We start from the raw sequence: 13976 nt of genomic DNA, 5'->3' as shown, positions 1-13976 counted from the left end.
ATTGTTTTTTTCAGGAAGAGGGAGTATAAAATAATAGTTCATTTGTTTCATCAATCTGATGTGCAGGTGACATAATAAACATAAGATCCATAATTCTTTTGCAAAACCCTCATCCAAAGAAGGAGTCAACGAAATGCTGAGCAAAGTCAAAAGATTATTAATCGGTCGTCCGCGAAAGTCGACGGCCCTTGAAGATGAGAAGCTGAATAAGCTCAAGGCACTGGCCATTCTGTCCTCAGATGCCTTATCCTCTGTAGCTTATGGAACGGAGCAAATTCTGCTGGTTTTAATTACAGCCGGCTTTGCTGCCCTATGGTATTCCATTCCTATATCCATTGCGGTATTGGGTTTGCTGATCATTCTGATCCTGTCTTATAGACAGACCATTTTTTCCTATCCTGGTGGCGGAGGAGCGTACATTGTTGCACAGGACAATTTGGGAAAGAGTCCGAGTCTGATTGCAGGCGGTTCTTTGCTGGTCGATTATATTCTGACGGTAGCAGTTAGCTCATCAGCAGGTACAGATGCCATTACATCGGCGTTCCCATCGTTACATGATCATCGGATCGCCATTGCTCTAATTATGATCATCTTTTTGACGATTATGAACTTGCGCGGAGTAACAGAATCTGCCTCAGTGCTGGCTGTACCGATTTACTTATTTGTTGTTGCCATATTTGTTTTGATTATTAGCGGTATCATTCATTACGTGGCAGGGGGAGCTCATGCTGCAGCACCGCAATTTGGAGCTACGGTATCCAACGTCAGCCTGTTCCTGTTACTGAAGGCGTTCAGCTCGGGTTGCTCGGCGTTAACTGGGGTAGAAGCTGTCTCGAATGCCATTCCGAACTTCCGCAAGCCAGCTGCCAAAAATGCAGCAACTACACTAATGATGATGGGTTTGATTCTCGGGTGTATGTTTATCGGAATCAGTTTGCTGGCTTATTGGTACGGTGTTCGTCCTAATCCGCATGAAACGGTCATTTCGCAAATTGCGAACGCCACTTTCGGGCGCGGTGTGATGTATTACATCATTCAGGGCGTGACGGCGCTCATCTTGTTTTTGGCGGCGAATACAGCCTATTCGGCCTTTCCATTGCTTGCTTTTATGCTCGCGAAGGACAAATACATGCCGCACATGTTCATGGTTCGTGGAGATCGGCTCGGATACTCTAATGGTATTTTGTTTCTGAGTATCTTCTCGGCATTGCTGGTCATCGTATTTGGCGGCAACACAGAAAATCTGATCCCGCTTTATGCGGTAGGGGTATTTATCCCGTTTACCCTTTCACAGCTTGGTATGATGATTCGCTGGATCAAGCTCAAACCGCCAGGCTGGATCGTCAAACTTGCTATTAATACGGTTGGGATGCTGACCACGCTGTCGATTACGCTCATCTTTATCTTCACCAAGTTTAGCCAGGTGTGGGTAGTCTTTATCTTCCTGCCTTTGGTTCTGTATTTCTTTATGAAGATCAACAGGCATTACAAAAATACGGCTGAACAACTGCGCATTGATATTACCAAGGATAAACCTATGGTGAAAGGCAATACGATTATTATTCCGGTGGCAGGCATTACGCGAGTCGTCATGAATACGATCAGCTATGCCAAAACCTTGTCGGACAATGTGGTAGCCGTATATGTGGGTGTGGATGATGATGCAATTCGCAAAATGGAACAGAAATGGGAAGAGTGGGATGTCGGTATACGTTTGGTCGTACTGAAATCCCGTTATCGCAGCATTATTAATCCGCTTCGCAAGTTCATCGATACAGTAGAGTGGAAAAAAGCAGACGAGGACCATATCACTGTTCTCATTCCACAATTCATCACCAAGCACTGGTGGGAAAATATTCTACACAATCAGACCAGCTTACTGATGAGGGCTTATTTAATTAATTATAAAGACGTGATCGTAACGACCGTACCTTTTCATTTAAACAAATGACAAAATGAACATCTTTTGGCCGCATTTCTTTGCGGTCAGAAGGTGTTTTTTTGCATAACGAGGATATTTACTTTAGTGATACATTTTGTGTATTATAGATACAAAATGTATCATTTGAGGCTGTTATGGAGGGATACGATGCCCGAAGCTAAGGGGAAAATGGAAGATGACAAGCTGCAATTTGTAGATACGCTAAGGGCGCTGGCTATTATTGGAGTTTTACTTGTGCATGTCAGCCAGCATGTGGACGGATTAAACGGTTGGTTGCAAAAAGGCTTGAGTATAGGAGCCAAAGGTGTCGCTTTATTTTATATGGCCAGCGCTTTTACGCTATTTTTGTCCTTAAGCAGACGTTCGGGTAACAAGAGTGAAAGAATTTCAGCTTACCTGATGCGTCGTTTTTTTCGGATTGCTCCTTTGTATTACGTGATGTTAGGAATCTATTTAGTTGTGAACGGGACAGGTCCACGATTTTGGCTTGGGGATCAGGAGGGAGTCACTGCCGCCAATATCGCAGCTCATGTCCTGTTTTTGAATGGTCTGAATCCGTACTGGATCAACAGCATTATCGGTGTGGAATGGTCCATTGCGGTGGAATGTATGTTTTATCTGTTTATCCCTCTATTATTTAAGCTGATCCGATCCGTCCGCCATGCGACGTGGTTTGTCGTGATGGCGCTTGTGGTAAGCTTGGGGCTAAATACGGTAAGTGTTCAATATCCATGGATTAGTGATCACTCTTTATGGGGGCACTATCTGTATTTATGGTTTCCGAATCAATTGCCTGTCTTTGGGCTAGGTATATTGTTGTTTTTCATTTGGAAAGACGAGCGGCATTGGAAAAGTATAGACCGAGTCAGTGGAGGTTTGCTGCTTGTTTCTGTGCTATTTTCATTTTTAGAAGGCATGACCGATGTTCTCATAGGTGTCGGGTTGCTGCTGGGAGCGTATGCTTTGTATCACTGGCAGCCGATATGGCTGCTTAATCGGGTATGGTCATGGATCGGCCGCCTTAGCTACAGCATGTATTTAACGCATATGCTGGCTCTGGGACTAATCGTACAGGTTAAAATACCTTTTGCTCCCCTAGTCAGCCTCACACTTATGTTTATCATGACGTTGCTAGTCACCATCGGACTATCTTGGTTTACCTACTCGTGGATTGAACAGCCCGGTATCCGTTGGGGGAAAAAGCTTATATCACGTATGAAGCCTGTGCGCAAGCAGGGAGATTCGGTCAAAGAAAGTGTTGCCTAAGCTACAACTTGAAGTGGCATCCGATAACATTTGGTTGAAGTGCTTGAATAAATTTATGAAATAATTGAAAAGACCTCTTGAAAAGTAGCTCCCAGCCCTTTATATTCGATGTACATCCAAGTTTTTGAATACACCGATGAGGTTTGTTGGAATTGTAAAGGAGATGCACGCATGCTTTTGAAGCCAATCGGCTTTTTGCTTTTCTCCACACTTGAGGGAGTCGCTGTTTTTGCGCTTATTTTGAGTATTTTTAAAGTTAAAATGACCCCTTATCTATGGCAGGCCATTTTTGTTAACCTGATTATGAATATGCAAAGTTATATGCTTAGAGAAGAGTTTTCCCTTTCGTATTTGGTGCCTGTCGTAAATATGCTGCTTTTTATTTTTTTACTCGCTACGGTCGTGAAGATTCCGATTGTGTGGTCCGGTATTATGACGGTTACAGGTTATTTTGCATATGCCGTTGTTCAGTCGGTACTCTTAAAAGTCATGTTCGGCAATCTTCCGGTTTCTGAGCTGCAGGATGGGTCCTTGAAGGGCTATCTGCTACAAGTGGTAAGCGCAGCAGTAGGACTGCTTATTTCATTGATGTTGTCTCGAAAAGGGATCGGCTTTTCCCCTAATTTCAAGAAGCTTAAGTTCAAAGAGGAATATGGCATTGTCATCACGCTGATTATCCTGTCTCTCATTTCAACTTCTATTGTGCTCTACTATAACGAGGTATGGTTAAGTATGATATTTTTTGCACTGGTTTCGGGATTTTTCATCTATTATGCAATCGGAAAGGAATACCGGGATGATTGAAGCGATGGCTTTCAAACTTGCTAACCAGATCAAACGTACTGTGCCTGATCATCCGGCCTCTGTCGCGGTACTTAAATACGCACTTGCTCTCATTCTGAATGCGTCCCTGATCATTGTGTTGACACTATTCGCCTCATTCTTCACGGGGCGTATGGTAGAGGCTGTTACGATTCTCGTCGCTTTCGCCCTACTGCGCCAAATGTCAGGAGGCATTCATTTGAAAACGGGCATGACATGTGTGTTGGTGACCTCAGCAGCTTTTACTTACATATCCTGCATTGCCTTAAATAGTGGGTGGACAAACCTGTTTACCGGAATAGCTCTCATTTTCGTTTTATGTTTTGCCCCGTCCAGAATTGAAAAGCAGTCGCGCATTCCAGTACGGTTTTATCCCTTCTTGCGGCTGTTATCCTCCTTGCTTGTATGTACTAATTTTGTAATCGGTTCCTCTGTAGTGGCTGTTGCTTTTTTGGTCCAAAGCCTAACATTGATCCGGGGAAGGAGGTGAGTGGAATGATGAGAAAAATGGTATATGGGTTAGCCACATCGTTGTCTATGTTTGCTACATTTGCTGTATCAGTGGCGAGTTACGTGTATGTTTATCAAGGGGATACACCCGAGGAACTACTGAAATAAACAAAATGCCGAGATAGAAAAATGATACATAGAGCTGCTATTAAGCAGCTTCTTTTTATGCAAAAAAAATCAGGCGCTCCATTTAAAGAGCGCCCGAATGGGAGAGGAGAAACCGGACGAAGAGCTTATGGGGAAACGTAAGTCTTCTCCGCGGTTGTCTACGACATTGGTTGAATGCCGATATCCTAAGGATGCCCAGGGAATGGTTTTTTATACCTGCCTCATCCTAAGTTTTTCAAACGGCGGTGCATGTGGTACGATAGCGTCATAATCTATGGTTATGAACACATATAGAAAATAGGTGAGTTTCAGCGTGAGAGTGGTATCAGGTAGTGCCAAAGGAAGGCCGTTAAAGGCAGTTCCCGGCACAGGGACGCGGCCAACCACGGATAAGGTCAAGGAAGCGCTATTTAGCATGATAGGTCCTTATTTTGATGGGGGAGTCGCACTTGATCTGTTTGCTGGCAGTGGCGGCCTGGGTATAGAGGCGCTTAGCCGGGGGATGGACAAGGCTGTTTTTATTGATATGGAATCCAAAAGCATTGATGTCATTAAAGAAAATTTGCGAAAAACTGGATTGGAAGGACAGGCTGAAGTGTTCCGCAATGATGCCGGACGAGCGCTCAAGGCGCTGGCAAAACGTGGAGCTCTTTTTGATGCTGTTTTTCTGGATCCGCCCTATCGTCTCAAACACGGAGATGAATTGATGAGCCGTATGGTTGAATTGAACTTGCTTCGTTCAGATGCAATCATCGTGCTGGAGTATGAATCGGGACATGAATATCCGGAAAGCTTCGGGCCGTTCGAACAGGTTAGAAAAGCAGTCTATGGGGAAACGGCGTTATCCATTTATCATTTTGCAGCCGATGCTTTATCGGATGTCGAAGAACATACAGAAGCCGGAGTGGTCAAGTTCGGCATCATCGAATCAGACGGGGAGGACCATCATGATTGAGCACAAACCACGTATTGCCGTATATCCGGGAACCTTTGATCCTGTGACAATGGGGCACCAGGATATTATTCAAAGAGCAGCCAGACAGTTTGATCTATTGATTGTCGCGGTTCTTAACAATATTAGTAAAAATCCGCTGTTTTCACTTGAGGAACGAATGGAGCTGCTGCGAACGGTAACTCGCAATATCCCGAACGTTGAGGTGGACAGCTTCCGTGATTTGACAGCTAATTATGTACGTCAAAAAGGGGCCCAAGTTATTGTCAGAGGAATCCGGTCGGTGACTGATTTTGAATATGAGCTGCAATTAGCCTCTACAAATCATAAGCTGAACCCGGATGCGGAAACGATCTTTATGATGACCAATCCGGCTTATTCATATCTGAGTTCCAGTATGGTGAAGGAAATTGCGCATTTTGATGGCAAGGTTGTAGATCTGGTGGCACCGGAGGTGGAAGACGCGCTGCGTGCAAAGGTCAACGCAAATCGCGGCGGCTCCACCATGAAGTCATAAAGGAAAAGGCCAGCAGGGTAACTATAATTGTACCCAGCAGCGCAATGGACAGTACGGTTAGTTGCCAGGGGTACATAGATGTTCCTTCTATTTGTGTTAGTAAGCTGCTGGCTTCGGCCATGACAGGATGCGTGGCGGATTCATTTACGCTTTCCGCAAAAGAAGACACAGAACTGCGACTGACGTAAGCGGGAATTGTATTGCTGACGATGCGGTTAAGCGGGACCCATGTCGCCAAGGTAAGTCCAAAAGCAATGATCCCATGGAGCACTCGTGACAAGGTGAAGGTGATACCCTTGTCGGAAGGTCTGGTGACGGCGGTAATTTGAAGCCAGCCGCACAGGCCGCCCCAGCCCAACACAGCACTGATCAGCGCTGCTTGTGTACGGAGATCGTAGGGCAGACGGCTGATTTCATAGGAACCCAGATGGATTTCCATCCAAGCAGGCCATATGAAAGAAAGCGATCCTTGGCCTGTGTATATGGACAGCAGTCGAATCAGTACGGAAAAGAAAATAATGAATCCACCTGTCACCATCAGCGTCTGTACAGCATGGGATACGGTTTCGCCCAACAGTTTTCCGAAGCTGCGGCCGTCCCGTTCTCTGGCAGAACGGGTAGCTTCCCATGCGGATCGGATCAGGGAGGGAGAAGTACGGGAAACTGAGGTGCGCCGAAGGGCAGCTGGCGTTTCCCGTTTTTGCAATTCTTTGGACGGTACAGGTAGTCTGGCGGTGATCCAGCCTGCCAGCAGCCCGGAAATCCAGTGAACGGCAAGTAACATCACGCCTACGGCAGCATTGTGCAGTAGCCCTGTCCCGATGACGAGCAGGATGGTAATCGGATTGCAGAAATGAGCGATGGCGGTTAGACGTCGAAGCTGAAGCGCGGTCATATCTTCCTGTTGTGACCATTGGCGTACTGCTTCCGCAGCAGCCGGGAATCCCGCGGTCAGGCCGAGGGCCAACACCCAGCCGCTTCGTCCGGGTAGACGGAACCAGAATCGCATAAACGGTTCCAGCAGGACACCTAGTCCATGTACTAGACCAAAGGCGATGAGCATTTCGGACAGCATCAAAAAAGGTAGCATAGCTGGGAAAATAATATTCCACCATAGCTTAAGGCCTTGAGTAGAGGCTTGAAATACTTTTTCTGGTGAGGCGACAACAGCCAGTACAAGCAAAATGGCTCCGAGGCCAAGCAGTACGGTTGTCCAATAAGGAGCGGAATGGGCTTCCTTTTGCATCAAAAAATTCACCTCTCATAAATATGCTAAGGAGAGTCGGATGCTATCTCCAGCGTTTATTCACGTTCGCTGTCTTGGGATAGGTTGTTCGTATACGTTGTCGTAAATAATGTATGCTTTTTTGAAAGGCTTGAGAACAGGTGCACAGAGGCACTTGGATAAGATGGGAGAAGTTAGGCTGGAAGGGGGGAGAAGCAATGAAACGAATAAACCGGAAAAGAGCTTTTTTTACAACCGGTTATGTCTTAATGCTGGCTGCAATGGTCTATGTGCTGGTCTATATGCCAACCCCTTATCTGATCTACGGACCAGGTGGGGCAAATGAGATTAAACCGATGGTTAGAGTTCGGGAGGGTGACAGCATCGAACGGGGGGCCTTTATGATGACGACGGTATCGGCGCGTTATGCCAATGTTATCATGTTGGGCCTGTCCAAGTTGGACCGCAATTCGGAGATTCAGCGCAAAGAGGATCGTCTGCATGGAAGAAGTGAAGACGAATATGCGGCAGAACAGGTATGGTATATGGGGGATTCCCAGTCTTCCGCGATGGAGGCTGCCTACACCCGTGCCCATGTCCCCTATCGCATTGTGCCGGATTACGTGTATGTATTTAAGGTCCCGGGATCGAGCAGCGTGTTTGACCCCGGGGATGAAATATTGGAGCTGAACGGCGTGAGGGTGACCGATAATCGTTCCATTCGGAAGGCTTTGGAGGACGAAAAACCGGGAATAATGGCTAAAGTGAAGCTAAAGCGCGATGGAAAGTTGCTGTCCGTGCAAGCTCCTTTAACGACCATTACGGACAGTGAGACGGGCAAGCAACGTTCCGGATTTGGCGTCAGTATTGCCACGGTACAGAAGGTAGAGCCGAAGGATGGACGTAAAACGATTCATTTTACATCTACGGATGTTGGCGGTCCTTCGGCAGGTTTGATGTTTACCATGGAAATCTATAACCAACTGACACCAGGTGATTTGAGTAAGGGATATCGTGTAGCCGGTACGGGTACCATTGATAAGGACGGTCAGGTTGGAGCGATTGGTGGTGCAAAGTATAAAATAGTTGCTGCTGACCGTCAGGGTGCGGATTTGTTTTTCGTCCCTGCGGATAATTATAAAGAGGCCAAGACCAAAGCTGAGCAAATTGGAACCCGGATGAAGCTTGTTCCGGTTCGCAAACTTGGCGATGCGCTGAATTATATGGAAAAGCTGCCCATCAAACCATAATGGGCGGTCGCAAGTAATCAGCATACATGTCGCGGATGGCGGGGCGTGGCATCCCGGCTGCATGTATGGCGGCTGCGGCTGTATCCCAGTCCAGATGAGGATGTGATCCGGCAGACAGCTTGACCCATACCGGAAGGGTGGCTGTCTGCTTCATACGTGCCAGCAGTTCGCGTCCAGCCCTGTTAAAGCCAAGCACGCGCATATAGCCCGGACCTTTCGCCAGCTCAGCCGGAGTCATATCGGCTTTGGCATGATTTAGCAAAATATGTGCACACATCCGCTGGAGCTTCGTACGAGTATAGCGCCTTGTCTTGATCGCGGCGAGCAGGGCCTCCACAGAGGGCTGGGGCAGCGTGTAAAGCGATTGTCGCAGACGATGCTCCAGCCCTTCGGTGACCTCGTGCAGCTCCGCCAGCTGCTGCGAGCTACGTGTGATCAGGGCGTTCAGCAGCGGCTGGCTGAACGCTTCCCAATGCAGCGGAGCGCGTTCGGCTTGCCACTCGCGCCGCAAAATCCCCAGTGTCGCCGCAGGTATGTATGGCGACGCGGCCTCCGGCCCGCCGTCCAGCAGCAGACGGCGAATGGCCGTGGCACTGGCGATGACTCCGTCCGCAGGGGCCACGGCTTCATGGTAGCCCGATCCCGTGCGGGCTACCGTGAAGGGCTTGATTGTGCTGCCCAGCCGTTCCAGCGCAATCAAGTAATGCAACCCCAACGTATTGTTGGGCTGCTGCATGAGGGCGGCGAGCGCAGCGCCGTCCGCTCCTTCGGCCGCGAGCGCGGCTGCGGCTCCCGCGTAGGCAGCGGGATAGCTCGCGCCGCTACTCAGGCGCTGCGCGATGCCGGCCTTGAGCTCGGCCGGCTCTGCCGCCAGCACGCGGGCCAGCGCGCGCAGCGGGGCGATGTCTCCGCTCTCGCTGCCGAAGCAGAGCGCGTCTACGATGCCTGTCGCATGGAGCAGGGCGATTGCTCCGCGGGCAAACCATTCTGCAGGCTGGACGGCATAGGCCACAGGCAGCTCCAGAACGAGGTCCACACCCATGGCGAGTGCCATTTCGGTGCGGGACCATTTGTCTGTAATCGCGGGTTCACCTCGCTGAAGGAAAGGACCACTCATCACAGCCACTGTGCGCTGTGCACCAGTGATGCGAAGAGATTCCTCCCAGTGATGGACATGTCCGTTATGCAGGGGATTGTACTCTACAATCATACCGAGTGTTTTCAAGACCGTATGTCGGCTCCTTTCTTATAGTAGCTTATTGGATAACTATTTTGACAATAATGGTTAAGTACCCGTGAATGATTGTTTTCAGGGCAGCTATACTGATTTTTCAGCATCGGCATGAACAAGACTATTGAGACCTGGACGAAAAAGCTTTATACTCGCATTATTGTACACGAAGAGTGGCGGGGGTACGAATACTCATCAGTACATGTTTAGCACAATGCATTTTTGCTTCTGCATAAAACTTGTCGAACCATTGGAAAACCGGTGGATTTGTGAGTGGTGTAAAGTGAAAGGTGTTGACAAACGACTCGATCAGTCGGTATAATAATTTTTGTTTGTTTGGAGTGATAGTGATGCAACTATTTTTTCGCAAAGTAGCAACAAGTGACGGTCCTTTTCCTATCCGTGAATCTCTTAATGTGAGTGAATTGGTGGATGATCGTGCTGATGTTACGGCCGTTTCCCCGCTGGAGACCGACTTGGTCGCCGTTAGTCTGGGTCAAGGGTTGATGAGCGTGGAAGGCACGTTGACCGCAGGTCTGGACATGCTCTGCTCACGCTGTTTAAGCCCGATGCACGAGGATTTAAAGATTGAATTCCGTGAACGGTTCAAGCAAACCTCTTCGAGTGTTGAAGAGGAGGATGAAGATGGCGATTTTATCGCAGTGACGGAGGACTCCTTCGACATTGCACCGTATTGTGAAGAACTGTTTGTACTGCATGTGCCGTTTGCGCCTTTGTGCAGTGAGGATTGTCAGGGAATCGCACCAAAGACCGGACAAAACTGGAGTATTGGCTCCGATGACAGTAGCGATGGCGATACGGAAAAGATTGATCCGCGTCTGGCAGGGCTTAAGGATTTTTTTAAATGAGAATTGAGTTCAATTCTGAAAAATCATCATCCGCTTGTGCCGGAAAGTTACAGAACCGATGCGTGGATGTTGCAGGCTTGATTCACCGGCTGTAAGATAATTGCTTCTGGCATTTTCTTCAGTCTTGAATGAGATAAGAAGTCATACCCGTTATGCGGGGTTGATCTGGTTAAGGAGGTGGGAATAATGGCAGTACCTCAACGGAGAACATCCAAAACTCGTCGCGACAAACGTCGTACTCACTTTAAACTGGCAGTACCAGGTATGGTGAAATGCTCCGAATGCGGCGAATTGAAACTTGCTCACCATGTGTGCAAAGTTTGCGGAACGTACAAAGCTAGAGAGATCATCTCTCAATAATGTCCGATAAGCGGATTCTTTGGAATCTTCGCAGAAAAAGTAGCGCTTCACTTCAGTGAGGCGCTACTTTTTTTGTCTGCATGCTTCCTTTTTACGTCAGCATGCTATATACTGTTTTAGTACCAGGTTCTAAGAAAGAAGGGCCGAAGGGGTTCCTTTATACATACAAGAAGACAAATCGGCTTGAAGTTTCGCCGTTAGAAAGTGAAGTAAAGTAACCCGAACTGTCGTCTGAACGATGGTTTATTGTAGGGAAAGGAGGCGTCACTGACATCGAACGTTTGCCGAAGAGACAGAGACAGCAGCGGCTGACTCAATTAATTGATGATAATCCATTCGTAACGGATCAGGAATTGACAAGACAGCTGAAGGTGAGTATTCAGACTATTCGGCTGGACCGGATGGAGCTGGGAATCCCGGAATTGCGGGAACGGCTAAAGCTGATGGCTGAGCGCTCCTACGACCAGGTTCGTTCCTTGCCTTTGCATGAAGTGATCGGGGATATCGTTGATCTGCAGTTGGATCGAAGCGGTATTTCGATTTTTGAGATTAAAGAGGAACATGTTTTTTCGCGTACTGGCATTGCGCGGGGGCATTATGTATTTGCTCAGGCCAATTCATTGGCCGTTGCTGTGATTAATGATGAGATAGCATTGACTGCATCAGCGGATATACGCTTTGTCCGCCCGGTTCATTTAGGTGAAAAGTGCATTGCCAAGGCATATGTACGTTCAAATCCAGAACAAAAAGGGAAGGCTAAAGTGGAAGTTTTCGCCTACGTAGGAGAAGAAATGGTGTTCCAAGGCAACTTTGTCATTTATCGCTCCACGGAGGAAGAGTATAGCGAAGGAGGAAGTCAGCATGCGGATCGCCATTGATGCCATGGGGGGAGATAATGCTCCTGAGGCGACAGTAGAGGGCGCGCTATCTGCGGCGGCGGAATGGAAGGATACGGACATTACGCTGGTTGGTGACCGGGAACGAATTGAATCGGTTCTGAATGGTAGAGCGTTGCCGACGAACCTCAGCATTCGCCATGCATCCGAAACGATAGATGCGCAGGACGAGCCTGTAAAGGCAGTGCGCCGCAAAAAGGATGCTTCAATGGTCGTAGCTGGTCGAATGGTCAGAGAAGGCGAAGCGGATGCCATGATATCTGCAGGTAATACAGGCGCGCTAATGACCACGGGGTTGCTGGTGGTTGGAAGAATGGAGGGCATTGAACGTCCGGCTCTCGCGCCGATGATACCGACGATTGACGATCAGGGTATTCTGGCGCTTGACTTGGGAGCCAATATGGATGCCAAGCCTGAGCATCTTGCCCAGTATGCACTGATGGGGAGCTTGTATCGTCAGAAAGTTCACGGTGTGGCTTCTCCAAGGGTGGGTCTGCTGAATGTGGGGACCGAAGCTGGGAAGGGCAATGAACTGACGAAGTTGGCATTTCCACTTATTGAGCAGTTACCTGTCCATTTTGTGGGTAATGTTGAATCGAGAGATGTGTTAACTGGGAATTGCGACGTACTGGTGTGTGATGGATTTGCTGGAAATATCATGCTAAAATCACTAGAGGGTACAGCGGGGGCCATATTTTCTCTCTTAAAAGAGCAATTCACCAAATCCTTGAAGACCAAGCTTGCGGCAGCCTTGATTATGCCTGAGCTCCGCAGTCTGAAAGGTAAATTGGATTATAAAGAGCATGGCGGGGCTCCTTTGCTGGGTTTGAGTGGACTCGTCCTGAAAAGTCACGGTTCGTCTGACGGCGTTGCCGTCAAAAATGCGGTAAGGCAGGCTCGTACGGCCTTGCAAAACCGGTTGGTGGAAAGTATATCCAAGGAAATCAGCAGGAAGTGAGTGACGATATGAATAAATTACGGCCGGTTGGTGTTATCGGAACAGGGAAATACGTACCTGAGAAAATTCTGACCAATAAAGATTTGGAAGCAATCGTAGAAACAAGTGATGAATGGATTGTCAGCCGTACAGGGATTCAGGAGCGCCATATTGCAGCTCCAGAGCAGGCTACATCTGATTTAGCTTATGAAGCAGCAATTAAGGCGTTGGAGTCCGCGGGTATGACGGCACAGGATCTGGATTTAATTATTGTAGCTACGGTTACACCGGATATGGCGTTTCCGTCAACTGCCTGCATTCTTCAGGACAAACTGGGAGCCAAAGGCGCAGCGGCTTTCGATTTGTCTGCGGCATGCTCGGGTTTTGTATACGGACTGGCTACGGCAACGAGCTTCATTAAGACAGGTATTTATAATAATGCGTTAATCATTGGGGCAGACTGTCTTTCTCGGATTACAGATTATACCGACCGCAATACCTGTGTCCTATTCGGAGATGGTGCAGGAGCTGTAGTGATTGGCGAAGTGCCTGAAGGCAGAGGATTCCAATCCTTTGATCTCGGGGCTGAAGGCGCAGGTGGAACCTTGCTTAAGCTGGAAGCTGGTGGCTCGCGTTTGCCTGCGAGTGCAGACACACTGGAGAATAAACAGCACTATATTTACATGAACGGACGCGAAGTGTTCAAGTTCGCGGTTCGTGTTATGGGAACGGCAACGGTTGATGTGTTGGAAAAAGCAGGGCTGTCCAAAGATGATATTGATCTGTTCGTTCCACATCAAGCCAATGTTCGCATCATCCAATCGGCGATGCAACGTCTGGATTTGCCAGAGGAAAAGGTAGTTGTTAATGTTCATAAATATGCGAATACATCCGCAGCATCAATCCCTCTCGCCCTAGTAGAAGCAGCTGAGGAAGGCCGCATGAAGGAAGGCGACCGTGTATTAATGGTGGGCTTTGGCGGTGGCTTGACCTGGGGAGCGTCGGTTCTTGTCTGGTAATAAGATGGAATTTTTGATATAATATTGAATTTGTGTAGTGTTTTACAGGACAAGCATTGGATATAGAGAGGT

15 protein-coding genes are annotated in these 13976 nt (G+C 48.0%); 13 read left to right on the top strand and 2 right to left on the bottom strand.

Annotation, left to right across the window (positions count from 1 at the left end; translation table 11 throughout):
• Positions 1 to 133 precede the first annotated feature (133 nt).
• The 7 genes from G9G53_RS11460 to coaD all read left to right on the top strand — a co-directional run bounded on the left by G9G53_RS11460 (position 134) and on the right by coaD (position 6117).
• Complete coding sequence (locus G9G53_RS11460) at positions 134 to 1951, top strand: APC family permease (RefSeq protein ID WP_029514744.1); 1818 nt, start codon at positions 134 to 136, stop codon at positions 1949 to 1951.
• A 138-nt stretch (positions 1952 to 2089) separates the two neighbouring features.
• Complete coding sequence (locus tag G9G53_RS11455; RefSeq protein ID WP_069011385.1) at positions 2090 to 3208, top strand: acyltransferase family protein; 1119 nt, start codon at positions 2090 to 2092, stop codon at positions 3206 to 3208.
• A gap of 171 nt (positions 3209 to 3379) precedes the next feature.
• Entirely contained in the window at positions 3380 to 4012 is a 633-nt protein-coding gene (locus G9G53_RS11450) for a hypothetical protein (RefSeq protein ID WP_069011386.1), read from the top strand.
• The gene (locus G9G53_RS11445; protein WP_029514741.1) at positions 4005 to 4520 is read left to right on the top strand and encodes an accessory gene regulator ArgB-like protein; all 516 of its coding nucleotides are present in this window, start codon (positions 4005 to 4007) and stop codon (positions 4518 to 4520) included. Before G9G53_RS11450 ends, G9G53_RS11445 begins: the two co-directional genes overlap by 8 nt.
• A gap of 5 nt (positions 4521 to 4525) precedes the next feature.
• Positions 4526 to 4648: a cyclic lactone autoinducer peptide gene (locus G9G53_RS11440; RefSeq protein WP_023988155.1), complete on the top strand. Its 123-nt coding sequence runs from the start codon at positions 4526 to 4528 to the stop codon at positions 4646 to 4648.
• Between the two features lie 313 nt (positions 4649 to 4961).
• The gene (gene rsmD / locus G9G53_RS11435; protein WP_029514740.1) at positions 4962 to 5603 is read left to right on the top strand and encodes a 16S rRNA (guanine(966)-N(2))-methyltransferase RsmD; all 642 of its coding nucleotides are present in this window, start codon (positions 4962 to 4964) and stop codon (positions 5601 to 5603) included.
• Positions 5596 to 6117, top strand: coding sequence for a pantetheine-phosphate adenylyltransferase (gene coaD, locus G9G53_RS11430; RefSeq protein ID WP_029514739.1), 522 nt, complete (start codon positions 5596 to 5598; stop codon positions 6115 to 6117). The genes rsmD and coaD overlap by 8 nt, the downstream gene beginning before the upstream one ends.
• Here the strand turns inward: coaD and G9G53_RS11425 are convergent.
• Positions 6080 to 7363 (bottom strand): nucleoside recognition domain-containing protein, encoded by a 1284-nt coding sequence (locus tag G9G53_RS11425; RefSeq protein WP_029514738.1) that lies wholly within the window; start codon positions 7361 to 7363, stop codon positions 6080 to 6082. The genes coaD and G9G53_RS11425 overlap by 38 nt on opposite strands.
• A 197-nt stretch (positions 7364 to 7560) precedes the next feature.
• On the opposite strand from G9G53_RS11425, the gene G9G53_RS11420 reads away from it, so the two are divergent.
• A complete protein-coding gene (locus tag G9G53_RS11420; RefSeq protein ID WP_165147634.1) occupies positions 7561 to 8592 on the top strand; it encodes a YlbL family protein in 1032 nt (343 codons plus the stop codon).
• Here G9G53_RS11420 and G9G53_RS11415 read toward each other — a convergent pair.
• Positions 8582 to 9817, bottom strand: coding sequence for a nucleotidyltransferase (locus tag G9G53_RS11415; protein ID WP_165147631.1), 1236 nt, complete (start codon positions 9815 to 9817; stop codon positions 8582 to 8584). The genes G9G53_RS11420 and G9G53_RS11415 overlap by 11 nt on opposite strands.
• 356 nt (positions 9818 to 10173) lie before the next feature.
• On the opposite strand from G9G53_RS11415, the gene G9G53_RS11410 reads away from it, so the two are divergent.
• The 5 genes from G9G53_RS11410 to G9G53_RS11390 all read left to right on the top strand — a co-directional run bounded on the left by G9G53_RS11410 (position 10174) and on the right by G9G53_RS11390 (position 13904).
• Positions 10174 to 10692, top strand: coding sequence for a YceD family protein (locus G9G53_RS11410; RefSeq protein ID WP_029515015.1), 519 nt, complete (start codon positions 10174 to 10176; stop codon positions 10690 to 10692).
• Between the two features lie 186 nt (positions 10693 to 10878).
• Complete coding sequence (gene rpmF, locus G9G53_RS11405) at positions 10879 to 11052, top strand: 50S ribosomal protein L32 (protein WP_007429979.1); 174 nt, start codon at positions 10879 to 10881, stop codon at positions 11050 to 11052.
• Positions 11053 to 11333: 281 nt separating this feature from the next.
• Positions 11334 to 11930 (top strand): transcription factor FapR, encoded by a 597-nt coding sequence (gene fapR / locus G9G53_RS11400; protein ID WP_039274761.1) that lies wholly within the window; start codon positions 11334 to 11336, stop codon positions 11928 to 11930.
• Positions 11914 to 12906, top strand: coding sequence for a phosphate acyltransferase PlsX (gene plsX, locus G9G53_RS11395; protein ID WP_029515010.1), 993 nt, complete (start codon positions 11914 to 11916; stop codon positions 12904 to 12906). Before fapR ends, plsX begins: the two co-directional genes overlap by 17 nt.
• 8 nt (positions 12907 to 12914) lie before the next feature.
• Positions 12915 to 13904, top strand: a complete 990-nt coding sequence (locus tag G9G53_RS11390) for a beta-ketoacyl-ACP synthase III (protein WP_029515009.1) — start codon at positions 12915 to 12917, stop codon at positions 13902 to 13904.
• Positions 13905 to 13976 lie beyond the last annotated feature (72 nt).

Origin of the sequence: Paenibacillus sp. EKM206P, assembly GCF_011066155.1 — a bacterium.
Classification (GTDB): domain Bacteria; phylum Bacillota; class Bacilli; order Paenibacillales; family Paenibacillaceae; genus Paenibacillus; species Paenibacillus polymyxa_D.
Note: the sequence above shows the minus strand (reverse complement) of the source record. Positions and strands in the feature narration are given on the sequence as shown.

What these genes read in the sequence shown, in the direction of transcription:
- G9G53_RS11445 (WP_029514741.1), top strand. Translation starts at nt 4,005, where the DNA reads ATGATTGAAGCGATGGCTTTCAAACTTGCTAACCAGATCAAACGTACT.
- G9G53_RS11425 (WP_029514738.1), bottom strand. Translation starts at nt 7,363, where the DNA reads ATGCAAAAGGAAGCCCATTCCGCTCCTTATTGGACAACCGTACTGCTT.
- rpmF (WP_007429979.1), top strand. Translation starts at nt 10,879, where the DNA reads ATGGCAGTACCTCAACGGAGAACATCCAAAACTCGTCGCGACAAACGT.
- G9G53_RS11450 (WP_069011386.1), top strand. Translation starts at nt 3,380, where the DNA reads ATGCTTTTGAAGCCAATCGGCTTTTTGCTTTTCTCCACACTTGAGGGA.
- coaD (WP_029514739.1), top strand. Translation starts at nt 5,596, where the DNA reads ATGATTGAGCACAAACCACGTATTGCCGTATATCCGGGAACCTTTGAT.
- G9G53_RS11410 (WP_029515015.1), top strand. Translation starts at nt 10,174, where the DNA reads ATGCAACTATTTTTTCGCAAAGTAGCAACAAGTGACGGTCCTTTTCCT.
- G9G53_RS11390 (WP_029515009.1), top strand. Translation starts at nt 12,915, where the DNA reads ATGAATAAATTACGGCCGGTTGGTGTTATCGGAACAGGGAAATACGTA.
- G9G53_RS11455 (WP_069011385.1), top strand. Translation starts at nt 2,090, where the DNA reads ATGCCCGAAGCTAAGGGGAAAATGGAAGATGACAAGCTGCAATTTGTA.
- G9G53_RS11440 (WP_023988155.1), top strand. Translation starts at nt 4,526, where the DNA reads ATGATGAGAAAAATGGTATATGGGTTAGCCACATCGTTGTCTATGTTT.
- G9G53_RS11460 (WP_029514744.1), top strand. Translation starts at nt 134, where the DNA reads ATGCTGAGCAAAGTCAAAAGATTATTAATCGGTCGTCCGCGAAAGTCG.
- G9G53_RS11420 (WP_165147634.1), top strand. Translation starts at nt 7,561, where the DNA reads ATGAAACGAATAAACCGGAAAAGAGCTTTTTTTACAACCGGTTATGTC.
- plsX (WP_029515010.1), top strand. Translation starts at nt 11,914, where the DNA reads ATGCGGATCGCCATTGATGCCATGGGGGGAGATAATGCTCCTGAGGCG.